General features: G+C 51.1%; 19 protein-coding genes and 1 pseudogene. 8 read left to right on the plus strand and 12 right to left on the minus strand.

Annotated features, from left to right (window positions below; genetic code table 11):
• Positions 1–21: 21 nt before the first annotated feature.
• From OGY67_RS04725 to nifJ, 7 genes and pseudogenes are all read right to left on the minus strand, one after another.
• Positions 22–285: pseudogene (locus OGY67_RS04725) on the minus strand (tyrosine-type recombinase/integrase); the annotation flags it as partial.
• A gap of 321 nt (positions 286–606) precedes the next feature.
• Positions 607–849, minus strand: coding sequence for a DinI family protein (locus OGY67_RS04730; protein WP_032943565.1), 243 nt, complete (start codon positions 847–849; stop codon positions 607–609).
• 321 nt (positions 850–1,170) lie between these two features.
• Positions 1,171–1,428 (minus strand): hypothetical protein, encoded by a 258-nt coding sequence (locus OGY67_RS04735; protein ID WP_139762107.1) that lies wholly within the window; start codon positions 1,426–1,428, stop codon positions 1,171–1,173.
• Between the two features lie 163 nt (positions 1,429–1,591).
• The gene (gene uspF / locus OGY67_RS04740; RefSeq protein ID WP_003833207.1) at positions 1,592–2,026 is read right to left on the minus strand and encodes a universal stress protein UspF; all 435 of its coding nucleotides are present in this window, start codon (positions 2,024–2,026) and stop codon (positions 1,592–1,594) included.
• Positions 2,027–2,107: 81 nt separating this feature from the next.
• Complete coding sequence (locus OGY67_RS04745; RefSeq protein WP_003833205.1) at positions 2,108–2,320, minus strand: KTSC domain-containing protein; 213 nt, start codon at positions 2,318–2,320, stop codon at positions 2,108–2,110.
• Positions 2,321–2,466: 146 nt separating this feature from the next.
• Entirely contained in the window at positions 2,467–3,606 is a 1,140-nt protein-coding gene (gene ompC, locus OGY67_RS04750; protein WP_128611628.1) for a porin OmpC, read from the minus strand.
• 367 nt (positions 3,607–3,973) lie between these two features.
• Positions 3,974–7,498, minus strand: coding sequence for a pyruvate:ferredoxin (flavodoxin) oxidoreductase (nifJ, locus tag OGY67_RS04755; RefSeq protein ID WP_234691979.1), 3,525 nt, complete (start codon positions 7,496–7,498; stop codon positions 3,974–3,976).
• Positions 7,499–7,772: 274 nt separating this feature from the next.
• On the opposite strand from nifJ, the gene OGY67_RS04760 reads away from it, so the two are divergent.
• Positions 7,773–8,039, plus strand: coding sequence for a putative hemolysin (locus tag OGY67_RS04760; RefSeq protein WP_003833199.1), 267 nt, complete (start codon positions 7,773–7,775; stop codon positions 8,037–8,039).
• 13 nt (positions 8,040–8,052) lie between these two features.
• On the opposite strand, the gene hslJ is transcribed toward OGY67_RS04760, so the two are convergent.
• Positions 8,053–8,469 (minus strand): heat shock protein HslJ, encoded by a 417-nt coding sequence (gene hslJ / locus OGY67_RS04765; protein ID WP_008784884.1) that lies wholly within the window; start codon positions 8,467–8,469, stop codon positions 8,053–8,055.
• A gap of 112 nt (positions 8,470–8,581) precedes the next feature.
• Positions 8,582–9,571: a 2-hydroxyacid dehydrogenase gene (locus OGY67_RS04770; protein WP_003833196.1), complete on the minus strand. Its 990-nt coding sequence runs from the start codon at positions 9,569–9,571 to the stop codon at positions 8,582–8,584.
• Positions 9,572–10,187: 616 nt separating this feature from the next.
• Here OGY67_RS04770 and OGY67_RS04775 point away from each other — a divergent pair.
• The 4 genes from OGY67_RS04775 (at position 10,188) to OGY67_RS04790 (ending at position 13,665) form a co-directional block, all read left to right on the plus strand.
• Positions 10,188–12,827 carry a YdbH family protein gene (locus OGY67_RS04775; protein WP_286573580.1) on the plus strand — a complete coding sequence of 880 codons (2,640 nt, stop codon included), beginning with the start codon at positions 10,188–10,190 and terminating at the stop codon, positions 12,825–12,827.
• Entirely contained in the window at positions 12,824–13,015 is a 192-nt protein-coding gene (locus tag OGY67_RS04780; protein ID WP_008784882.1) for a YnbE family lipoprotein, read from the plus strand. Before OGY67_RS04775 ends, OGY67_RS04780 begins: the two co-directional genes overlap by 4 nt.
• A 7-nt stretch (positions 13,016–13,022) precedes the next feature.
• A complete protein-coding gene (locus OGY67_RS04785; protein ID WP_208744859.1) occupies positions 13,023–13,349 on the plus strand; it encodes a YdbL family probable chaperone protein in 327 nt (108 codons plus the stop codon).
• A 124-nt stretch (positions 13,350–13,473) separates the two neighbouring features.
• Entirely contained in the window at positions 13,474–13,665 is a 192-nt protein-coding gene (locus OGY67_RS04790) for a hypothetical protein (RefSeq protein ID WP_008784880.1), read from the plus strand.
• Between the two features lie 42 nt (positions 13,666–13,707).
• On the opposite strand, the gene azoR is transcribed toward OGY67_RS04790, so the two are convergent.
• Complete coding sequence (gene azoR, locus OGY67_RS04795) at positions 13,708–14,313, minus strand: FMN-dependent NADH-azoreductase (RefSeq protein WP_003020341.1); 606 nt, start codon at positions 14,311–14,313, stop codon at positions 13,708–13,710.
• A 201-nt stretch (positions 14,314–14,514) separates the two neighbouring features.
• Here azoR and hrpA point away from each other — a divergent pair, with 201 nt between their 5' ends.
• The 3 genes from hrpA (at position 14,515) to aldA (ending at position 20,933) form a co-directional block, all read left to right on the plus strand.
• Complete coding sequence (gene hrpA, locus OGY67_RS04800) at positions 14,515–18,417, plus strand: ATP-dependent RNA helicase HrpA (protein WP_286573582.1); 3,903 nt, start codon at positions 14,515–14,517, stop codon at positions 18,415–18,417.
• 79 nt (positions 18,418–18,496) lie between these two features.
• Complete coding sequence (locus OGY67_RS04805) at positions 18,497–19,294, plus strand: YdcF family protein (protein ID WP_286573803.1); 798 nt, start codon at positions 18,497–18,499, stop codon at positions 19,292–19,294.
• 199 nt (positions 19,295–19,493) lie between these two features.
• On the plus strand, positions 19,494–20,933 hold the full coding sequence (gene aldA, locus OGY67_RS04810) for an aldehyde dehydrogenase (protein WP_060682156.1): 1,440 nt from the start codon (positions 19,494–19,496) through the stop codon (positions 20,931–20,933).
• A 41-nt stretch (positions 20,934–20,974) separates the two neighbouring features.
• Here the strand turns inward: aldA and OGY67_RS04815 are convergent, their stop codons facing one another.
• Complete coding sequence (locus OGY67_RS04815; protein WP_204192504.1) at positions 20,975–21,901, minus strand: alpha/beta hydrolase; 927 nt, start codon at positions 21,899–21,901, stop codon at positions 20,975–20,977.
• 126 nt (positions 21,902–22,027) lie between these two features.
• Positions 22,028–23,029 carry a type I glyceraldehyde-3-phosphate dehydrogenase gene (gap, locus tag OGY67_RS04820; RefSeq protein ID WP_008784871.1) on the minus strand — a complete coding sequence of 334 codons (1,002 nt, stop codon included), beginning with the start codon at positions 23,027–23,029 and terminating at the stop codon, positions 22,028–22,030.
• Positions 23,030–23,070: the final 41 nt, after the last annotated feature.

Here is a 23,070-nt window from a genome sequence, read left to right on the forward strand (position 1 = left end):
CATATAATGGGCAAACTTCAATCACAGGGCTAGTTGGCTATTCAACATTGCAACCCGATCGTCATTCATTTCTTCAATCCATGTACTGTAGACGTCGTACACTATTTGCGCGTTTTCATGCCCCATCTGATTAGCTATAAATGATGGGTTCGCTCCAGCCGATTACAGCCAGCAGGCAAAAGCATGCCGCGTATGGTACGGATTACGGCGACGAATACCAGCACGTTTTACAGCTGAGTTCTATCTGGCACCTATGCTACTCATAGAGTAGTAAGATTTTTGCTCTTCGTGACCAGACCAGAATAAACAGCGAACAGCATGATTGGATAAAGGTACATAGCCCCGGACAGGAAGCAATTAATCAGTTGAAAGCAGATATTGAAGCGCTGAAGAAAATTGTGGAGCAACTTACCGACAGATAATTCAGTTCTGAACTATCAACGAGCAATGTCAGGGAGCGAAAAACGCAGGGTGTGGCAAACTGCCGCAACCATGCCGTATGCAAGAGCATGGCTGCGGCCGACCGGCAAACGTCCGATAGTGCGAGTATTGAATGATTGCCAGTCACAGCGGATGGTACTTAAGCAATATGACGATTCAAGGTGCTTAATCTGAAACCAGCCACATATCAGCCTCTTCAAACATTTCTTGAACCGTTCGGCTTATCTGTTCTTTTTCATGCTTGCTGGCGTCAGTGTTGATCGCCGGAAGTGTCATCATCGGTTTAACCCGAACTTCAGCATCGGGGAAGATCCGATGAACCCTCTTGGTCAATTCGCCGAGAATAATATCTTTTGCGCCGGGCAGACCATCAAAATTCCTTTTGTCATAAACGAGTTCCACGAACATTGCTCATCGCTCTTTTGCTGTATATATATACAGTATATATACTCTGTTTTTACCTGGGTTTCAAGAGAGGACGTAATGTTGTCGCGATGTAGCGATACATCAACGCAGGAAAGCGGGAACCTTACCATCGATATTATCTGTGCATCGATCTGTCATTTAGGATAGTCATGTAGGAAAGATGCGTAGAAACATAGGGTCCATTATGTAATATATCTTTTTGCGGGCCGATTTATTCTTTTTGAATATCCTCATTTAAAAAATAGTAATGATACTCTCATTGCTTAACGGGTTGTTTAAATGGCTCCTTGCCAGGATTCTTCCTTATTGGCTAAATATTCCCCTATCTCTCGCCTGTTGGCAGGAGATATAGCCAAAATGTTTTTTATTCCCATTCTTATCGAATGCCACATAAAAAGGCATTGTCTCTGCATCTTTTCTTAAGGTGTAGTTGATGCAAGTCCCATTGATTTCCAGAATATTTTTCTCACTATCTGGTTTTCCACCTGCGGCAAAAACTGTAGATTTTGTCGCATTAGGGGCGTAGGTTGCTTGCACAAGTGGATCATTATCAAATTTCATAAAACTGAAACTACAGGCGCTTAATAAAGGAACAAGTAAGTTTGCCTTTTGCGGCAACGTGCTGAATGTTCTGGCGGGAAAAATGTCCGCACATTTAAGACAGGAATCGTGGGGGATAAGGCGTAGAAACAAAAAGCCCGCAACGATGTGCGGGCCAGAAAGTTTAGCGGACTACCAGTACCGAACACTCCGCGTGACGCACTACAGCCGCGGCGTTAGAGCCCAGCAGGTAGGTGGTGATGTCAGGTCGGTGTGAGGCAATAATGACCATATCAGCCGGTAATTTTTTAGCGATCTCCAGAATCTTGTCTTTCGGCGCACCTTCTGCGACATGAACGTGCACTCTGTCCGTTGGGATATTGAACTTCTTGATAATCTCTTCCAGTTGAGATTTCGCTTCGGCTTTCAGATCGTCCATGGCCGGTAACTCTGCCGAGTAGGCCAGTCCCAGGGAAGCGTAATAGGGCAATGACGGAATGACGGTCAAAAAATGAACCTGCGCATCGTCAATCTTTGCTTCTGCTTCAACATGGGCAATAACGCGTTGAGTTAATTCTGAGTCTGAAATATCGATGGGTACAAGAATCGTTCTGTTCATAAAACCTCCTGTTTAAGTATCCACCTAAAGCTTACCGCGTAATGGCACTTTATGTACAATGACAACGATCACATTTTGGCATCACTTTATTTTGATTTCAGGAAATTTGCCTTTTATTACCCCATCGTAAAATCGGCCTTTAGAGACCACGATCAGGAAATCACGAAAAATACGGGCAGGGACCTGTTGATATTGCAGGGTAGCCAACTGGTGAAAGCGAATTTCTAGCGTGCAAGAGGATTCGTCATAGCCGACGGATGCAATACGGGATGATTTTACAGGATGATGATTCATTGCAGGTATCCTCTACTACAGACCTTAATGCAAGATATCATCTATCAGAGATGTGTTTTAACGCAACAGATATAATGTTTTGATCTGGATAAAACAGAGTTATTAGAGCGTAAAGAGAGCCCGCCGTTGCCAGCGGGCTGACGAACTTAGAACTGGTAAACCATACCCAGTGCTACAGTGTCATCGGTAGAGATGTCATTGTGATCTTTATTGTAGAAACTATCATCTTCATCCAGCAGGTTGATTTTGTAATCAACGTAGGTGGAGAAGTTTTTGTTGAAGTAATAAGTGGCACCTACGGAGGCATATTTAACCAGATCCTTGTCGCCGTCTGATCCGTTTACACCCAGATCTTTACCTTTAGACATCAGGAAAGAAACTTCCGGACGCAGACCGAAGTCGAACTGGTACTGTGCAGTGACTTCAAAGTTCTGGGTTTTGTTGGCAATAGTATTGTCGTGACCATCTGAGCCGCCATACGGGGTCATATTGCGGGTTTCAGAGTACATGGTTGCCAGGTAGATATTGTTGGCGTCGTATTTCAGACCAGCAGTCCATGCGTCAGCCTTATCACCACCTGCGGTAGAATGGTTTACCTGCTCATTAGTACGGTCAGAAGAGGTGTATGCCGCACCGAAGCTTACGCCCATACCCAGATCGTAGGTAGAGGAGATACCGAAGCCGTCACCGTTAGAGTTCTTCATGTTACGATCGTCGCCACCGTTATTGGTGCCTTCTTGCTCTGGTGACTGATTTTCGTTCGCACCCTGGTACTGCAGTGCAACGTTCAGACCGTCAACCAGACCAAAGAAGTCGGTGTTACGGTAGGTTGCAACACCGTTTGCACGACCGGTCATGAAGTTGTCAGCTTTGGTGTAAGAGTCGCCACCGAATTCTGGCAGCATATCGGTCCAACCTTCTACGTCGTACATAACGCCGTAGTTACGACCGTAGTCGAATGAACCGTAGTCGCCGACTTTAATACCTGCGAATGCCAGACGAGTCCAGGAGTCGCCTTTATCACCTTCGGTGCCGTTGGCCTGAACCTGATATTCCCACTGGCCATAACCGGTGATCATATCATTAACCTGTGTTTCGCCTTTGAAACCCATACGCATATAAGTCTGATCGCCATCGCTGTTAGCGTCGTCAGAGAAATAATGCAGGCCGTCTACTTTGCCATAGAGATCTAATTTGTTGCCGTCTTTATTATAAACTTCAGCAGCGTGAGCAGCGCCTGCAGCCAGCAGGGCAGGAATTACGAGAGCCAGTACTTTTCTGTTCATTGAAATAATCCTTTAGTTTTTTTATTAACCTGTGACTACCCATGTAGGGAGTAAAAGCATGCTAAAGGAGAAGTTCCGTAAAGAGATAAATATGAATTGTTACGTCTTAAGTAAAACCTTAAACAAATAATTCTACGGAAATAGTGATAGTTTACATGAATGAGTTAATGAAAATATATATAAAATAAAAATTATACAATTGAATTTTGTTGGGCTATTCTGCGCGTGTTATATGCCTTTATTGTCACGTTTTATTTTTCGTTGGTATATTGATGACACTTATTAATTAGCCAGCGAATAAATTGACAAGCCCGAACAACTGTTCGGGCTTTTTTTTTGGTTCCGGGCTAATACTGAGAAAAACGTATTATTCGGTACCGCTCTTTTCCGCTTTGCCTGCCAGTTGGGCCAGGAAGTCGTAGCGTTTTTGCAAATCAGCCGTCGCATCCTTCCACAGCTGTTCTGCAACTTCTGGCTGTTGGGCGTTCAGGCGGCGGAAACGCTGCTCGTTAAGCAATGTTTCGGCCAGCGCATCTGACGGTGGGCGCGAGTCGAGCGCCAGCGGCAGCTTACCTTCGTCTGCTCGGCGTGGGTCAAAGCGGTACAGCGGCCAGAATCCGGTAGCCGTGAGTTGACGCATCTGATCGTGGCTTAGCGCGAGGTCATAGCCATGCTCCTCACATGGGCTATACGCGATAATCAGCGACGGGCCGGGGTAGGATTCAGCTTCCTGGATAGCTTTGACCGTCTGATTCAACTGGGCGCCCAGAGAAATCTGTGCGACATAAACATGTCCGTACATCATCATGCTGACGCCAAGATCTTTGCGAGCCTTGCGCTTGCCATGCTCACCAAACTTGGTAACCGCCCCAAGCGGCGTGGCTTTCGACGCTTGTCCACCCGTGTTGGAGTAACACTGGGTATCCAGTACCAGAATATTGACGTTCTCGGTGAGACTCAGGACGTGATCCAACCCGCCAAAACCAATATCGTAAGCCCAGCCATCGCCGCCAATCAGCCAGATGGACTTTTCGACCAGCGCGTCGGCATCGGTTAACAGTTGCTGTGCACCTTCGACATCTTTCAGATGCTGGCGCAGCGCAGCAACTTGCTCACGGCGTACTTCTGGCGTCGCTTCAGCATGAAGAGCGTCATTCAGTTCAGCCGGAATATTATCCGCAAACTGTTCCAGCAAACGCATGACGCGCACACGGTGTTGATCCACCGTCAGGCGGAAGCCCAGACCAAACTCGGCGTTATCTTCGAACAGAGAGTTTGCCCACGCAGGTCCACGACCATTGGCATCGGTCGTATATGGCGTTGAAGGGAGGTTACCGCCATAAATCGATGAACAGCCGGTCGCGTTAGCGATCAGCATGCGGTCGCCATACAGCTGCGTAAGCAGTTTGATATACGGCGTTTCACCACAACCAGAACAGGCGCCGGAATATTCAAACAGCGGAGTGATTAACTGCGAGGTACGGATATCAATGCGTTCAAGCTTGCTGCGGTCGATCTCCGGCAGATTGAGGAAGAAGTCATAGTTAACTTTTTCTTCTTCAACATGCTCAAGACGCGACATCATATTGATGGCCTTGATTTCCGGGTTTTGGCGATCTTTTGCCGGGCAAACTTCGACACACAGATTACAGCCAGTGCAATCCTCTGGTGCAACCTGCAGGACATACTTCTGACCGCGCATATCGCGTGATTTCACATCCAAAGAATGCAGACTGGCAGGGGCGTTTTCCATCGCTTCAGGTGAAACCACTTTGGCGCGGATTGCCGAGTGCGGGCACGCGGCAACGCAGTGGTTACACTGGGTACACAATTCTTCCTTCCAGATGGGGATCTCTTCGGCGATATTACGTTTTTCCCAACGCGTGGTGCCCATTGGCCAGGTGCCGTCTGGCGGCAACGCTGATACGGGGAGGGCATCACCCAGACCGGCGAGCATTGCCGCGGTGACGGTTTTCACGAAATCAGGTGCGGCATCAGAAACCACCGGTGGTCGGTTTGCGCTGTGCGGATCAACCGGCTGGAGTGCTACTTCGGCGACGGATTCGCGCGCCAGGGCCAGAGCCTGCCAGTTACGCTCAACCAGGTCCTGTCCTTTACTGCTGTAACTTTTCGCAATCGCCCCCTGCAATTCAGCCAACGCGCTGTCGCCGGGTAAGATTTGCGTCAAATGGAAGAAGGCCATTTGCATAACGGTATTAATACGCGCTGCCAGACCGCATTCGCGGGCGATTTTGGCCGCATTAATCACGTAGAAACTGGCTTTCTTCTGATTCAGTACCGCCTGAACTTCCTGTGGCAGACGACCCCAGACTTCATCCACACTGTATGGCGTATTAAGCAGGAAGATACCGCCTGGTTTCAGGCGCTCGGCCATCTGATACTTATCGATAAATTGCAGCTGGTGACAGCCAACAAAATCGGCTTGTGAAACCAGATACGCTGATCGAATAGGCTGCTCGCTGACGCGCAGGTGGGAAACCGTCAGACCGCCTGCTTTTTTCGAGTCGTAGACGAAATAACCCTGCGCATACCATGGCGTCGAGTTACCAATAATTTTGATGTTGTTTTTGGTGGCTGACACGCTACCGTCGCTGCCCAGCCCGTAAAACAGCGCTTCGAGCTTAGCCGTACCGGGCAGGGTGTTTTCCGGTAACGGTAGCGACAAGTTGGTGACATCATCATAGATGCCGACCGTAAAGCGAGGTTTCGGCTTCGCGCTGTTCAGCTCATTAAAGACCGCCATCACGCAGTCTGGACCAAACTCTTTGGAAGAAAGGCCATAACGTCCGCCAATCACGCGCGGCAGCGTTTCTCGCTCGCCACAGTTGAAGGCTTCTGCTAACGCGGTCATCACGTCCAGATACAACGGTTCTGCCTGTGCGCCAGGCTCTTTGGTGCGATCCAGGACGGCGATGCTGCGTACGGTTTCCGGCAGCGCGCGCAGTAAATGTCTGGCAGAGAATGGACGGAACAGACGCACTTTCAGAACGCCGACTTTCTCGCCATGCGCCAGCAGTTCTTCAACGACTTCTTCGCAGGTTCCAATCGCCGAGCCCATTAAGATAATGACGCGCTCAGCATGAGGATGGCCGTAATATTCAAATGGCTGGTACTGGCGACCTGTCGCCGCGGCGAAATCGTTCATCGCCTGTTCTACATGATCGTAAACCGCGTTGTACCACGGGTTTGTTGCCTCGCGTGACTGGAAATAGGTGTCCGGGTTCGCAGACGTACCGCGAATAACCGGATGCTCAGGATTAAGCGCCCGAGCGCGATGAGCATCGATTTCCGCCTGCGGCATCAGTCCGAGGATCGTGTCGTCTGCCAGTGGCACAATTTTATTGATTTCATGGGATGTACGGAAACCATCAAAGAAATGAATAAACGGAACCCGGCTTTTCAGGGTGGCTATTTGCGAAATCAGCGCAAAGTCCTGTGCCTCCTGAACGCTGCTGGCACACAGCATCGCACATCCTGTCTGGCGCACCGCCATCACGTCGGAATGATCGCCAAAGATCGATAATGCGTGAGTTGCAATTGTACGAGCCGCAACGTGCAGTACAAACGGGGTCAACTGACCGGCCAGTTTGTACAGCGTTGGGATCATCAGCAACAGGCCCTGCGATGAGGTAAACGACGTAGAGAGCGCACCGGTCTGCAACGCGCCATGAACGGTTGCGATCGCGCCGCCTTCTGACTGCATTTCTACGACGCGAGGGGTATCCCCCCACACGTTCTTAAGCCCGTTCCCGGCCCAGGCATCTGCCTGTTCAGCCATCGTCGAACTGGGCGTAATCGGGTAGATGGCGATAACCTCGCTGGTACGAAATGCGACTGAAGCAACCGCACCATTACCGTCAATTGTGATCATACTGACACCCTTACATTGCGCAAAAAGAGGGACACGCGTAACAGCGGCGAATCCTGTAGTTATCTTTCTATTTTAGCAAAAGCGCTAAAGACAGATTTTCGCTTTTGTGTCCCCGGAATAAACAGAATGAATGGTTTGATCAAAGGAGCCGGCAAAAAATTGCCAGAAAATGTAAACAGTACGCATAAATGCGTATTTTGCCTCTCGACGGCGGTGTTTCCGCTGCCTATTATTTATGGCTGTGTCGTTTGGTTAATATTCAGAGGGGAGTAAGATGCGCGCAGCGTTTTGGGTAGGGTGTGCCGCGTTATTATTATCGGCTTGTAGCAGCGAACCTGTTCAGCAGGCAACCGCCGCGCATGTCGCACCGGGCATGAAGGCAGCAATGTCCAGTTCAGGAGAAGCTAATTGCGCCATGATTGGCGGTTCGCTCTCTGTTGCTCGTCAACTGGATGGTTCTGCTATCGGGATGTGTGCGCTACCCAACGGCAAACGCTGTAGTGAGCAGTCGCTTGCCGCCGGAAGTTGTGGGAGCTATTAAGCCACCACGTTTCCTACATTAAATCCGCGAGTTTATACGTCAGCGTTTGTTCTGCTGTCGCCAGCGTTAACTGGTCAGCAGTCAGATCGACCTGTGCGCCTTGCTTAAACATTTCGCTGACGATCCCGTCGAGCGCGTTAAGCTGTGGATCGGCGCACATCATACGTGTCATCGCCATATCTTTTACCTTCAACTCACCGTCGGACAGCTTGCCCTGACCGTGGAATTGATTACACATCTTTCCTGATACCGTCATGTTTTCGCCAAAACTTAACTCAGGTGGGTTGGTGGCGGTGACGGCTTTACCATTCACGCTTTGCAAAACGAAGCGGTGATGCTGCAACTGTTCGCGATTGACGGAAACTTTTCCATTGCTCACACAGCCAGCCATCAGCATGCTGAGCGCAATCAACGTGACAACGTTCTTCATTAAATTTCTCTACGTTTGTGACGGGAATACATTCAATATAATAATGATACTGAATGATTTATCATCGGTGATTGTCTGAAAATGCTCCCCTGACGCCAGGGGAGCACAGGAATTAGAAGAGGGCGTTTGGACAGGTCTCGCCTTTGGAGATTTGGGCCAGATTCTGTAGCGTAGTCTCAGAAATACTGGTCAACGCTTCAGCTGTCAGGAATGCCTGATGTCCGGTGAACAACACGTTATGACAGGCTGAGAGACGACGGAATACATCATCCTGAATGACGTCATTAGATTTATCTTCAAAGAACAGATCGCGTTCGTTCTCATACACGTCCATACCCAGAGAACCAATTTTCTGGTTTTTCAGCGCATCGATAGCGGCTTGTGAGTCGATCAATGCACCACGACTGGTGTTAATGACCATCACGCCGTTTTTCATCTGTTCAAAGGCTTCGTGATTGAGCAGATGATAATTCTCCGGTGTTAACGGGCAGTGCAGAGAGATGACATCTGACTCGGCAAACAGCGTTTTAAGATCGACATATTCAACGCCTAGCTCCAGCGCAGCAGCGCTCGGGTAAGGATCGAACGCCAGCAGACGCATACCAAAACCTTTCAGGATCCGCAGTGCAGCAATACCGATTTTACCGGTACCGATCACCCCAGCGGTTTTGCCATACATAGTAAAACCGGTCAGCCCCTCAAGAGAGAAATTGGCATCACGGGTACGCTGGTAGGCGCGGTGAATTCGGCGATTCAGCGTCATCATCATGCCAATCGCATGCTCAGCGACGGCCTCTGGTGAATAAGCTGGAACACGCACCACCTGCAGACCCAGCTCTTTTGCTGCGTCGAGATCGACGTTATTGAACCCGGCACAACGCAGCGCAATGTATTTCACGCCATGCTTTTTCAGTTCTTCCAGAACGGGGCGGCTGCCATCGTCGTTGACGAAAATGCACACAGCTTCACAGCCATGGGCGGTTTTCGCTGTTTTTTCCGTCAACAGAAAGTCAAAGAATTCAAGTTCAAAACCAAAAGCCTCGTTAACCTGCTGCAGATACTTCTTGTCGTACTGTTTTGTACTATAGATGGCGAGTTTCATAAGACTTTCTCCAGTGATTTTGACGTCACATTAATCCAATTCAAATTATTTTACAAAATCTAAAAAGTTATTGATAGTCATAGGCGTAATGAATAATGTCAGCGCATCTGTTGTTAGTGTGGGCAGGTTACACAATTTCAACAACTGGATATTTTTCTATCCAACTCAACACCTGAATATCGCGGCAGGTAAAAAGCCAGCCGAATCACATCCGGACAGCTACGCTTATACAGGTAGCAATTATCGGGAGGGGTTATGCTGACTCACTCTGAAGCAAAACGATGGGCCACCCTAATGCTCAAGGCGGCATTATGCGATGGTATGAAACCTGATGAGATTTCCCGGCAGGTACATCTGGTCTGCGATCATCATGGTAGGGAGTGCCTCGAAGAACTCATTGAGGAAATTCTGATAGAAGCAGGTCGTATCGGACCTAAACATAGCGATGGACAACTTAGGCCTCATTGAGTCTGAATCTTAATATCCCAGACGGCACGTGTAACAGCGTGCCTAGAAATCGGTTATCTATCCTTAATGTGGGCATATCCAGTTAAACATGCCACAATACAGGCCTAAACCGGCTTAAATTTTTGCTAAATCAGGATATTAACTACCCATGAAGGGTAAATATAAAGCCGTTCTGGCACTCCTCTTATTATTGATTCTCGTGCCGCTGACGCTAGTGATGACGCTTGGCCTGTGGGTGCCTACGTTGGTGGGTATCTGGTTACCCGTTGGAACACGCATCGCGCTGGATGAGAGCCCGCGGCTGACACGGCATGGGTTGCATATACCTGAACTCCGCTATCTGGTTGAAGATTGCCCGCTAGCACGCATCACTCAGGCGGATCTGTCTCACCCCAGCCGCTGGTCGCTGAATGTCGGGACCATTGAGTTGGATTCAGCTTGCCTGGCCAAATTGCCGCAGGCAGAGCCGTCGCCAGCAGCGCCTAAAACGCTGGCTGAATGGCAGTCAATGCTGCCCAATACCTGGATTAACATCGACAAACTTATTCTTTCTCCATGGCAGGAATGGCAGGGAAAACTGTCACTCTCGCTCACTCCCGCTACTCAACAGCTGCGTTACCAGGGTGAAAAAGTTAAATTTCAGGGGCGTTTGCACGGGCAAAACCTCACGGTAACTGAGCTGGATGTTGCGGCATTTGAAGGCCAGCCGCCGGTAAAACTGGTCGGTGAATTTACTATGCCACTGGTTCCCGATGGGCTACCGGTAAGCGGTCATGCGGTTGCGACGTTAAGTCTGCCGCAAGAGCCTACGCTTGTGGACGCCGAACTGGAGTGGCAAGAAAACAGCGGACAACTGATTGTCATGGCGCGTGATAATGCCGATCCGCTGCTGGACCTTCCGTGGGAAATAACACGCCAGCAACTGACCATCAGCGACGGACGCTGGAACTGGCCTTATCAGGGATTCCCGTTAAGCGGGCGGTTGGGCATAAAAGTTGAAAACTGGCAGGCCGGACTGGAAAACGCGGTGGTGAGCGGGCGTCTGAACGTTCTGACGCATGGCGATGCCGGTAAAGGAAACGCCGTATTAACGCTGGGGCCAGGTAAGCTTGGCATGGATAGTAGCGATATGCCGCTACAGTTGACCGGTGAAGCGAAACAGGGCGATCTGATCTTCTACGCGAAATTACCCGCCAGACTCACTGGAAGTCTGAACGATCCGCAATTGGCTTTCGAGCCAGGGGCGCTGCTGCGCTCACGTGGACGGTTGATTGATTCGCTGGATATTGACGAGATTCGCTGGCCGCTGGCAGGCGTAAAAGTCACGCAACGTGGTGTGGATGGGCGTCTGCAGGCTATTTTACGTGCGCATGAAAACCAGATGGGGGGCTTTGAACTGCATCTGGATGGCCTGGCAAATGATTTTCTTCCTGATGCCGGTCGTTGGCAGTGGCGATATTGGGGGGAAGGCAGCTTTACGCCGATGCATGCCCGTTGGGACGTAGCGGGTAAGGGAGAATGGCATGACAACACCCTGAAGCTATTTGATCTTTCTACCGGATTTGATCATCTGCAATACGGCACGATGAAGGTGGAAAATCCGCGTCTGGTGATGGACGAACCGATAGTTTGGGTGCGGGATGCAACCAAACCGACATTTAGCGGCGCGCTGTCGCTGGACGCAGGAAACACCACCTTCACCGGGGGAAGCGTGTTACCACCATCGACGCTGAAGTTCAGCGTCGAAGGTAGCGATCCGACAATTTTCCAGTTCAAAGGCCAGCTTCACGCGGGGGCGATTGGGCCCGTACAGCTGAATGGTCGTTGGGACGGTATCCGTCTGCGCGGACAGGCATGGTGGCCAAAACAATCGCTCACCGTATTCCAACCTCTGGTTCCACCTGACTGGAAAATGAAGCTACGTGAAGGTGATCTGTATGCGCAAGTCGCGTTTTCGGCAGCCCCGGAGCAGGGCTTTGAAGCAGGCGGTCATGGGGTGTTAAAAGGCGGTAGCGCCTGGATGCCCGATAACCAAATCAACGGTGTCGATTTTGTATTGCCTTTCCGGTTCAGTGAAGGCGCATGGCAACTGGGTACGCGTGGACCTATTTCACTGCGTATTGCGGAAGTGGTGAATCAGGTGACGGTGAAGAATATCGCCGCCGATCTGCAGGGGGCGTACCCCTGGAGTGAAAACAACCCGTTACTGTTGAGCGATGTCAGTGCCGACCTGCTGGGTGGCAAAATCATCATGCAGCAACTGCGGATGCCGCAGCACGACCCGGCCTTATTGCGGGTGCAGAATATCTCTTCCAGCGAGCTTATCAGTGCAGTTAACCCCAAACAGTTCGCCATGTCTGGCCCGGTCAGTGGCGCGTTGCCATTATGGCTGGATAACGAAAAATGGATCATTAAAGACGGCTGGTTGACTAATCCAGGACCGATGACGTTGCGTATTGATAAGGACACAGCGGATGCGGTCGTCAAAGATAACATGGCGGCGGGGGCGGCCATTAACTGGCTGCGTTATATGGAAATAAGCCATTCGTGGACGAAAATAAATCTGGATAACCTCGGTGTCTTAACCATGCAGTCAACCGTGACTGGCAATAGTCGGGTAGATGGCAAAGTAGGTACGGTTAATTTGAATTATACCCACGAGGAAAACGTCTTTACGCTATGGCGCAGTTTGCGTTTTGGCGACAATTTACAGGCATGGCTTGAACAAAATGCAGCGCTGCCGGAAACCCATTGCCCGGAAGGCAAGGAATGTGAGGAACAACAATGAAAACGATAGCTGCCATGCTGGGTCTGCTGACTTCATCTCTGCTGGTAGGGTGTACTCCCAGAATCGAAGTGGCTGCGCCAAAAGAGCCCATCACCATTAATATGAACGTCAAAATCGAGCATGAGATCCATATCAAAGTTGATAAAGACGTCGAAAGTTTATTGAAATCGCGCAGCGATTTGTTCTGAGGTCATGATGAGAAAACAGTTTGCAGTGGCGCTGGTCGTCCTAAGTTTACTCAGCAACAATACGTGGGCATTGACCCTGAATGAAGCCAGAACTCAGGGGCGAGTAGGGGAAACGCTCAATGGCTATCTGGTTGCATTGAAAACCGATGCCGAAACGCAGGCGCTGGTGAGTGAGATTAATAAAGCGCGCAACGCCAGCTATCAGCAACTGGCTGAGAGCAATAATATTCCTCCAGATGAAGTGGCAAAAATGGCCGGGCAAAAGCTGGTTGCTCGTGCTAAACCGGGAGAGTATGTGCAGGGTATTAATGGTAAGTGGTTGAGAAAAGAGTAAATCGCTTTTTCACACAGCCAGAGGGACACGACGCTGGATTATTCATCGACATCGCAATAGTTGCCACACGGCATAAAATGGATGCTGGTATAGTCCAACACCGGTCGCGTCGTGGGATGAAATCATGTGGCTTCTCAAGTGGTATGTCTGGAATCGTTGGGTATTCAAGCTGTTAAGCCGGGATGTCGCGGAGCCTGAACAATTTTTGCTTCATTGCTGGGAAGAGAATCTGGCGAAATGCAGGGATTATGCAACCATCTGGCGTGATATTAATCGCATTCACGGCAAACAGATACAGATGCAGGGAAAGAAGTAAGTGTGGAGAAACCCTCCCACCGGATGGTGAGAGGGGGAATTATCAGGCAGCTACCACGCTGTCGATAGCGGCTTTCGCATCGGACTGTGCTTTAGACGCCACTTCCGGGCCGTAAGCAATACCTTCAGCAAAGACGACATTCACGTCGGTGATGCCGATAAAGCCCAGGAATACGTTCAGGTACGGCGTGATCAGGTCGGTTGGTGTGTCTTTATGGATACCACCACGGCTGGTCAGCACCACCGCGCGTTTACCTGTCACCAGACCTTCCGGGCCTTTCTCGGTATAACGGAAAGTCACACCTGCACGGGCAATCAGGTCAAAGTAGTTTTTCAGCTGCGTTGGGATGTTGAAGTTGTACATCGGCGCGGCGATAACAATCACATCATGCGCTTTCAGCTCAGCAATCAGCTCATCGGACAGCGCCAGCGCTTCTTGCTGACGCGGCGTCAGCGGTGTATCGCTCGGGCGCATCGCACCCACCAGTTCGCCATCCAGTACCGGTACAGGATTTGCAGCCAGGTCACGGACAGTGATTTCATCAGCAGAGTGCTTTTCACGCCACTGTTCAACAAAATAATCAGACAACTGACCAGACTGAGAGTACCCTGCCAGAATACTGGATTTAAGAACTAATACCTTGCTCATGGGTGTTTCCTTTTATGTGTTTGAAGGGGTAGTGCCCCGTTGCTTGTTGACACTTTATTCACAATCCTGTCGCAGTGATAGCGCAATATATCGAATCCTATGTTCGAAATTATTGAACAACACATGAAAAGCGCCGATGTGGTACTCTATACCCATCATCTAAAAGAGATTTAACCCGGCAGAGCACTGCCTTTTAACGCTATGACAGAACAACAAAAATTAACCTTCAACATTTTGCAGCAACAGCTGGACTCACTGATGCTGCGTGACAGACAGCGTTTTGCCCGCCGCCTGCACGGTGTGAAGAAGGTTAAAAATCCTGATGCACAACAGGCCATTTACCAGAAGATGGCGAAAGAGATTGAGCTGGCAGCCGGTAAAGTTGTGCTGCGTGAAGCGGCGCGTCCGGAAATTAGCTACCCGGAAAACCTGCCCGTCAGCCAGAAAAAACAGGATATTCTGGAGGCTATTCGCGACCATCAGGTGGTGATTGTCGCCGGTGAGACCGGTTCGGGGAAAACCACCCAGTTACCCAAAATATGTATGGAACTGGGGCGCGGGGTAAAAGGGCTGATAGGCCATACCCAGCCGCGTCGTCTGGCGGCGCGCACCGTGGCGAACCGTATTGCGGAAGAGCTGCAGACCGAACCGGGCGGCTGTATCGGTTATAAGGTACGTTTCAGCGATCATGTCAGTGATAACACCATGGTCAAGCTGATGACGGACGGTATTCTGCTGGCAGAAATCCAACAGGATCGGCTGCTAATGCAGTACGACACCATCATCATCGATGAAGCGCATGAACGCAGTCTGAATATCGATTTTCTGCTCGGCTATTTGAAAGAACTTCTACCGCGTCGCCCGGATCTAAAAATTATCATCACTTCGGCGACCATCGATCCTGAACGTTTTTCAAAGCATTTCAATAACGCGCCGATTATCGAAGTCTCCGGCCGAACGTATCCGGTGGAAGTGCGCTATCGTCCAATTGTTGAAGATGCAGATGACACTGAGCGTGACCAGCTGCAGGCAATTTTTGATGCCGTAGATGAACTGGGGCGTGAAGGGCCTGGCGACATTCTGATCTTCATGAGCGGCGAACGTGAAATTCGCGATACCGCCGATGCGCTGAATAAGCTGGATTTGCGACATACCGAAGTGCTACCGCTGTATGCGCGTCTTTCAAACAGCGAACAGAACCGCGTGTTCCAGTCGCACAGCGGTCGCCGCATCGTGCTGGCGACCAACGTGGCGGAAACGTCGCTGACCGTTCCGGGAATCAAATACGTAATTGACCCGGGCACCGCGCGTATCAGCCGTTACAGTTACCGCACCAAAGTTCAGCGCTTGCCGATTGAACCGGTGTCGCAGGCTTCTGCTAACCAGCGTAAAGGTCGCTGCGGTCGTGTTTCGGAAGGGATCTGTATTCGTCTGTATTCCGAAGACGATTTCCTGTCGCGCCCGGAGTTTACCGACCCGGAGATCCTGCGTACCAACCTGGCATCCGTTATTTTGCAGATGACCGCGTTGGGGCTGGGCGATATCGCGGCGTTCCCGTTTGTTGAAGCGCCGGATAAGCGCAATATTCAGGACGGTGTACGCCTGCTCGAAGAGTTGGGGGCGATAACCACCGACGAACAGGCAACTGCATACAAGTTAACGCCGTTGGGCCGTCAGCTGTCGCAACTTCCGGTAGACCCACGGCTGGCGCGAATGGTGCTGGAAGCACAAAAACATGGTTGTGTGCGCGAAGCGATGATCATCACCTCAGCGCTGTCCATTCAGGATCCGCGCGAGCGCCCGATGGACAAGCAGCAAGCTTCCGACGAGAAGCACCGCCGCTTCCATGACAAAGAGTCTGATTTTCTTGCATTTGTGAACCTGTGGAACTATCTCGGCGAGCAGCAAAAAGCGCTGTCGTCAAACCAGTTCCGTCGCCAGTGCAAACTTGATTTTCTGAACTACCTGCGCGTGCGCGAGTGGCAGGATATCTACACGCAACTGCGCCAGGTGGTGAAAGAGCTGGGTATTCCGGTCAACAGCGAACCTGCTGAATATCGGGAGATCCACGTCGCGTTGCTGACCGGTTTACTGTCGCACATCGGGATGAAAGATACCGATAAGCAGGAGTTTACCGGGGCGCGTAACGCTCGCTTCTCGATCTTCCCGGGTTCAGGTTTATTCAAAAAACCGCCGAAGTGGACGATGGTCGCGGAGCTGGTGGAAACCAGCCGACTGTGGGGACGCATTGCCGCGCGTATCGATCCCGAATGGGTGGAGCCGGTAGCCCAGCATCTGATCAAACGTTCATACAGTGAACCGCACTGGGAACGCGCGCAGGGTGCTGTGATGGCGACAGAAAAAGTCACTGTCTACGGCTTACCGATTGTTGCGGCCCGTAAGGTAAATTACAGCCAGATCGATCCCGCGTTGTCGCGTGAACTGTTCATTCGTCATGCGCTGGTGGAAGGCGACTGGCAAACGCGCCATGCGTTTTTCCGTGACAATCTGAAGTTACGGGCTGAAGTGGAAGAGTTAGAGCACAAATCACGCCGTCGCGACATTCTGGTCGATGATGAGACGCTGTTTGAGTTTTACGACCAACGCATCAGCCATGACGTGGTTTCTGCTTGTCACTTTGATAGCTGGTGGAAAAAGGTCAGCCGTGAAACACCGGATCTGCTCAACTTTGAAAAGAGCATGCTCATCAAAGAGGGTGCGGAGAAAATCAGTAAGCTGGATTATCCGAACTTCTGGCATCAGGGTAACCTTAAGCTGCGCCTGAGCTACCAGTTCGAACCTGGAGCCGATGCGGACGGTGTGACCGTACATATTCCACTCCCGCTGCTTAATCAGATCGAAGAGAGCGGTTTTGAATGGCAAATCCCGGGGCTGCGCCGCGAACTGGTGATTGCCCTGATTAAGTCGTTACCAAAACCGGTACGACGCAACTTTGTGCCCGCGCCGAACTATGCGGAAGCGTTTTTAGGCCGCGTCACACCGCTGGAACTGCCGCTGCTGGACTCGCTGGAGCGTGAACTGCGCCGCATGACCGGCGTTACCGTTGACCGTGAAGACTGGCACTGGGATCAGGTGCCCGATCACCTAAAAATCACCTACCGGGTGGTGGATGATAAAAATAAGAAGCTACAGGAAGGGCGTTCGCTGCAAGATTTGAAGGATGCGCTGAAGGGTAAAGTTCAGGAAACATTGTCTGCGGTGGCCGATGACGGCATCGAACAGAGCGGGTTGCACATCTGGAGCTTCGGTCAGCTTCCGGAAAGTTACGAACAAAAACGCGGTAACTATAAGGTCAAAGCGTGGCCGGCGCTGGTCGATGAGCGTGACAGCGTCGCCATCAAACTGTTTGATAACCCACTGGAGCAACAGCAGGCGATGTGGTGTGGTTTACGCCGCCTGTTGCTGCTGAATATTCCTTCGCCAATCAAATATTTGCACGAGAAGCTGCCCAATAAAGCCAAGCTGGGGCTGTACTTTAACCCATACGGTAAAGTTCTGGATTTGATTGACGACTGTATCTCCTGCGGTGTGGATCAGTTAATTGACGCCAACGGCGGTCCGGTGTGGACCGAAGAAGGCTTTACCGCACTGCATGAGAAAGTGCGGGCTGAACTGAACGATACGGTGGTGGAGATTGCGAAGCAGGTCGAACAGATCCTGACCGCAGTGTTTAATATCAACAAACGTCTGAAAGGGCGCGTGGATATGACCATGGCGCTGGGTCTTGCGGATATCAAATCGCAAATGGGCGGACTGGTGTATCGCGGGTTTGTTACCGGCAATGGTTTCAAACGCTTGGGCGATACGTTGCGTTATTTGCAGGCTATTGAAAAACGTCTGGAAAAACTGGCTATCGACCCGCACCGTGACCGTGCACAGATGCTGAAAGTGGACAGTGTGCAGCAGGCCTGGCAGCAGTGGTTCAATAAACTACCTCCCGCGCGCCGTCAAGATGCCGATGTCAAAGAGATCCGCTGGATGATAGAAGAGCTGCGCGTCAGCTATTTTGCCCAGCAGCTTGGTACGCCGTATCCGATCTCCGATAAACGTATTCTGCAGGCGATGGAGCAGATTTCGGGATAAATCGGTGCAGGGCCGTAGGCCGGATGAGGTGTAGCCGCCACCCGGCATCTGTACCCGGTAAAGATAAACACCAGGAGTCATCAATATGAGTCAGTTTCCGACACTTTCCGCAACCACCCTTGAGGCTATCAATACCGTAGGGCGATGGCTGGCGCAGAATGATTTTACGGGGAATATCACCGTTCAGTCAGATTGCGTGATTCTGGCAGGGAATGCGGTTATTCCGACCATCGACGCCGCCTGTCGGATCGCGAAAGAGCAACAGGTTCCCTTGCTGATTAGCGGTGGTATCGGTCATTCCACGCGCTTTCTGTATGATGCGATTGCCCAGCATCCGCGTTATAGCATCATTCGTACTACCGGACGCGCGGAAGCGGCGATCCTTGCCGATATTGCTCACCAGTTCTGGCAAATTCCGGGTGAGAAAATTTGGGTGGAAGATCAGTCGACAAACTGCGGTGAGAATGCCCGGTTTAGCTGTGCATTACTGAATCAGGCGGCAGAAAGTATTCATACCGTCATAGTGGTGCAGGATCCCACTATGCAACGCCGCACAATGGCCACGTTTCAGCGCGTCACCCGCGATGAGCCGCATGCGCCGCGCTGGTTGAGTTTCCCTGGTTTCATCCCTGAACTGTCTCAACAGCACAACGGCGTGGATTTTGTGCCTGCCGCAGAAGGTCTGTGGTCGGTAGAACGCTACCTTTCTCTCATTACCGGTGAACTTCCGCGTCTGCGTGATGATGCAACTGGCTACGGGCCCTGTGGACACGATTTTATCGTACATGTTGATATACCCCAGGACGTCGAGCAAGCCTGGCAGCAGCTAAAAAATGATACCGCGCTGACCGACTTACTGGAGAGCCGTTCTCTGTAATTCTTGCTGCCCGTTTGTCGGCGTTTTACGGCAAACGGGCAGAAATCCCACCTGGTTTTTCTCTTTATTCTTACTTTTCCAGACGCTTTTATGAAGCAGTTCACAGAACCGCCACTCCAGCGATAATGCGTCATGCATGATTGATATTAATTAACAATAGTTTTACTTGTTAAAAACAAATCAGTCACAGGAGAGCCGCATGTCAGTACCCGTACAACATCCTATGTATATCGATGGGCAGTTTGTGACCTGGCACGATGACGCCTGGATTGATGTCGTCAATCCGGCCACGGAAGAGATTATCTCGCGTATTCCCGATGGGCGTGCCGAAGACGCGCGTAAAGCGATCGATGCCGCGGATCGCGCTCAGCCGCAATGGGAAGCGTTGCCTGCCATTGAACGGGCAAACTGGTTACGCAAAATTTCTGCAGGTATCCGCCAGCGAGCCGATGAAATCAGCGCGTTGATTGTGGCGGAAGGTGGAAAAATTCAACAACTGGCTGACGTAGAAGTCGCGTTTACCGCCGACTATATTGATTACATGGCGGAGTGGGCGCGTCGCTATGAAGGCGAGATCCTGCAAAGCGATCGTCCGGGTGAGAATATCCTGCTGTTTAAGCGTGCACTGGGCGTGACGACGGGCATTCTGCCGTGGAACTTCCCGTTTTTCCTGATTGCCCGCAAACTGGCTCCCGCCTTGCTGACGGGAAATACCATCGTCGTTAAGCCGAGTGAATTCACACCGAATAACGCCATCGCCTTTGCCAAAATTGTTGATGACATTGGTTTACCGCGCGGGGTCTTTAACCTGGTGCTGGGACGCGGTGAAACGGTCGGGCAGGAGCTGGCCGGAAACCCGAAGGTCGCCATGGTGAGCATGACCGGTAGCGTCGGTGCGGGTGAGAAAATTATGGCCGCAGCGGCCAAAAACATCACCAAAGTTTGTCTGGAGTTGGGTGGCAAGGCCCCGGCTATCGTGATGGACGATGCTGACCTTGAGCTGGCGGTGAAGGCTATTGTTGACTCGCGGGTGATCAATACCGGACAGGTATGCAACTGTGCCGAGCGTGTATACGTTCAGAAAGGTATCTATGACCAGTTCGTTAATCGTCTGGGTGAGGCGATGAAAGCCGTGCAGTTTGGCAATCCGGCCGAACGCAATGACATTGCGATGGGGCCGCTGATTAATGCCGCTGCGCTGGCGCGTGTAGAGCAAAAAGTCGAGCGAGCGGTGCAGGAAGGCGCCCGTGTGGTGCTGGGTGGTAAAGCCGTTGCCGGTAAAGGTTATTACTATCCGCCGACGTTACTGTTAGACGTGCGCCAGGATATGGCGATTATGCACGAGGAGACGTTTGGTCCGGTGCTGCCGGTGGTGGCATTTGATACGCTGGAACAGGCGCTGACAATGGCCAATGACAGCGACTACGGACTGACCTCATCGATCTATACGCAGAATCTGAATACGGCAATGAAGGCGATTAAGGGGCTGAAGTTTGGCGAAACCTATATTAATCGCGAAAACTTCGAGGCGATGCAGGGCTTCCACGCTGGCTGGCGCAAGTCCGGGATTGGCGGGGCAGATGGTAAACACGGTCTGAATGAATACCTGCAAACACAGGTAGTGTATTTGCAGTCTTAAGTTTTTCGCCGGGTGAGCCTGTACGCCACCCGGCGCAATTCTCACACTTTGGTGGCGATCCAGTTCATCATCATTTCCGGCCAGATGGCCAGCGGTAACCCTTGCGCATCGCGAATACCAAATCCGTGCTTACCGCGTTCAAACAGATGCATTTCGACCGGAACGCCCAGCCCACGTAGCGCATTAAAGAAAACCAGGCTGTTTTCTACTTTCACCGCAGGATCGTCGATGGCGTGTAGCAGGAATGTCGGCGGTGTCGTGTTATCCACTCGCTCTTCCAGAGAATAGTGGCGCAGATCTTCCTTTTCGGGCGTAGCGCCAACCAGCTCAAGACGAGAGCCCGGGTGGCCGATGTCTTCACGCAGAGTAATCACCGGGTAGACCAACGCCATGAACGCAGGACGCGTTGGTTGCTCGTCTATGCTATCAATCGGTGTATAAACCGGTTCGGCAAACCGGGTTCCCAGACTGGCGGCTACGTGACCACCGGAAGAGAAGCCCAACACACCGATACGATCAGGGTTAATTTTCCATTCATGGGCGTTGGCGCGAATGTAGCGCATGGCGCGCTGGGCATCGGCCAGCGGCGCGTTTGCACCTTCCTCATGGCCATCACCCGGCATGCGGTAGGTCATCACAAACAGGGTATAACCGCGGGCGTTAAAGAATGGTGCCAGTACGCTGCCTTCTTTATCCATCACCACGCGACGGTAAGAACCTCCCGGTGTAACAAGGATCCCTACGCCGTTAGGTTTTTCGGGGGCATAAACGGTAATTTCCGGGGCGCGAATACCGGTGACAGCACGATCATACTGAGATGTTCCTGTATGTCGGGGTTCAGGCGTAAACACCGCATCGCTGTTTTTTGCTCCGGGGGCTTCACTCTGCGGCCAGAATGAGACGGTGGTTGCGTGGGCAACGGCTTGCTCCATCATGTTTTCTAACGTTTCACGACTCAGTGCTTCCATTACTATGCTCCCTCAGTGGCAAAGGTTAGCTATAGCACAGTCAGTGAATCGAAAACGGGGAGAGACTCACAACGTATTGAATTCGCGGGAAATGAAAGAGGGCGGAGGCAGGCCTCCGCCAGAACATTAGAGCTTGATAAATTTATCCAGCGTACGAATAAGCTGGGTGACAAAACCGTATTCGTTATCGTACCAGGCGACGGTTTTTACCAGTTGCAGATCGCCAACTTCGGTAATCTCGGTTTGTGTTGCATCAAATACCGAACCGAAATGCGAACCAATGACATCTGACGAGACGATTTCCTCGTCGGTATAACCAAACGACTCATTATTTTGCGTGGCTTTTTTCAGCGCGTTGTTGACCTCTTCAGCAGTGACTTTTTTCCCCAATATCGATACCAGTTCCGTGACAGATCCTGTTTTCACCGGAACACGCTGGGCATGGCCTTTTAATTTTCCGCTCAACGCCGGAATAACCAGACCAATGGCCTTGGCGGCACCAGTGGTATGGGGAATGATGTTCTCTGCTGCTGCCCGCGAGGCGCGCAGATCTTTCCCGCGTGGACCATCAACCAGCGACTGCGTTCCCGTGTAGGCGTGGATGGTGGTCATAGTGCCAAGCTGAATACCGAAGCTATCGTGCAGCGCTTTCGCCATCGGTGCCAGGCAGTTGGTGGTGCACGATGCGACCGAGATAATCCGATCGTTCGCATCCATTGTGTCGTCGTTGACGTTAAAGACAATGGTCTTCATGTCGCCAGCCGGGGCGGATATCAGCACTTTTTTGGCCCCTGCATCCAGGTGCGCGTTGGCTTTTTCTGTCGAGGTATAAAAACCGGTGCATTCGATGATTATCTCAGCGCCAGTGGTTTTCCACGGAATATTTTTGGCCTCTTTTTCTGCGTAAACCGCGATTTTTTTACCGTCGACAATCAGCGCGTCTTCGGTAAAGTCGATGCTCCAGGGAAACGGGCCGTAGTTTGAATCGTGCTTTAACAGATAGGCGAGAATTTTGGGCGAGGTGAGGTCATTTATGGCCACAACCTCCACGTTGCTTTTGACTTCCAGTAGCCGACGCAATACCAGACGACCGATACGACCAAAACCGTTAATGCCAATTTTACTCATGGTTTTCTCCTGTCAGGATGAGGCGGTACGACATATTTTCC

Source organism: Citrobacter sp. Cpo015, assembly GCF_030333035.1.
GTDB classification, from domain to species: Bacteria; Pseudomonadota; Gammaproteobacteria; order Enterobacterales; family Enterobacteriaceae; genus Citrobacter; species Citrobacter portucalensis.

Bases quoted from the DNA above. Each gene is read 5' to 3' on its own strand.
- OGY67_RS04730 (WP_032943565.1), bottom strand. From the start codon at position 849: ATGTTCGTGGAACTCGTTTATGACAAAAGGAATTTTGATGGTCTGCCC.
- OGY67_RS04735 (WP_139762107.1), bottom strand. From the start codon at position 1,428: ATGAAATTTGATAATGATCCACTTGTGCAAGCAACCTACGCCCCTAAT.
- uspF (WP_003833207.1), bottom strand. From the start codon at position 2,026: ATGAACAGAACGATTCTTGTACCCATCGATATTTCAGACTCAGAATTA.
- OGY67_RS04745 (WP_003833205.1), bottom strand. From the start codon at position 2,320: ATGAATCATCATCCTGTAAAATCATCCCGTATTGCATCCGTCGGCTAT.
- ompC (WP_128611628.1), bottom strand. From the start codon at position 3,606: ATGAACAGAAAAGTACTGGCTCTCGTAATTCCTGCCCTGCTGGCTGCA.
- nifJ (WP_234691979.1), bottom strand. From the start codon at position 7,498: ATGATCACAATTGACGGTAATGGTGCGGTTGCTTCAGTCGCATTTCGT.
- OGY67_RS04760 (WP_003833199.1), top strand. From the start codon at position 7,773: ATGCGCGCAGCGTTTTGGGTAGGGTGTGCCGCGTTATTATTATCGGCT.
- hslJ (WP_008784884.1), bottom strand. From the start codon at position 8,469: ATGAAGAACGTTGTCACGTTGATTGCGCTCAGCATGCTGATGGCTGGC.
- OGY67_RS04770 (WP_003833196.1), bottom strand. From the start codon at position 9,571: ATGAAACTCGCCATCTATAGTACAAAACAGTACGACAAGAAGTATCTG.
- OGY67_RS04775 (WP_286573580.1), top strand. From the start codon at position 10,188: ATGAAGGGTAAATATAAAGCCGTTCTGGCACTCCTCTTATTATTGATT.
- OGY67_RS04780 (WP_008784882.1), top strand. From the start codon at position 12,824: ATGAAAACGATAGCTGCCATGCTGGGTCTGCTGACTTCATCTCTGCTG.
- OGY67_RS04785 (WP_208744859.1), top strand. From the start codon at position 13,023: ATGAGAAAACAGTTTGCAGTGGCGCTGGTCGTCCTAAGTTTACTCAGC.
- OGY67_RS04790 (WP_008784880.1), top strand. From the start codon at position 13,474: ATGTGGCTTCTCAAGTGGTATGTCTGGAATCGTTGGGTATTCAAGCTG.
- azoR (WP_003020341.1), bottom strand. From the start codon at position 14,313: ATGAGCAAGGTATTAGTTCTTAAATCCAGTATTCTGGCAGGGTACTCT.
- hrpA (WP_286573582.1), top strand. From the start codon at position 14,515: ATGACAGAACAACAAAAATTAACCTTCAACATTTTGCAGCAACAGCTG.
- aldA (WP_060682156.1), top strand. From the start codon at position 19,494: ATGTCAGTACCCGTACAACATCCTATGTATATCGATGGGCAGTTTGTG.
- OGY67_RS04815 (WP_204192504.1), bottom strand. From the start codon at position 21,901: ATGGAAGCACTGAGTCGTGAAACGTTAGAAAACATGATGGAGCAAGCC.
- gap (WP_008784871.1), bottom strand. From the start codon at position 23,029: ATGAGTAAAATTGGCATTAACGGTTTTGGTCGTATCGGTCGTCTGGTA.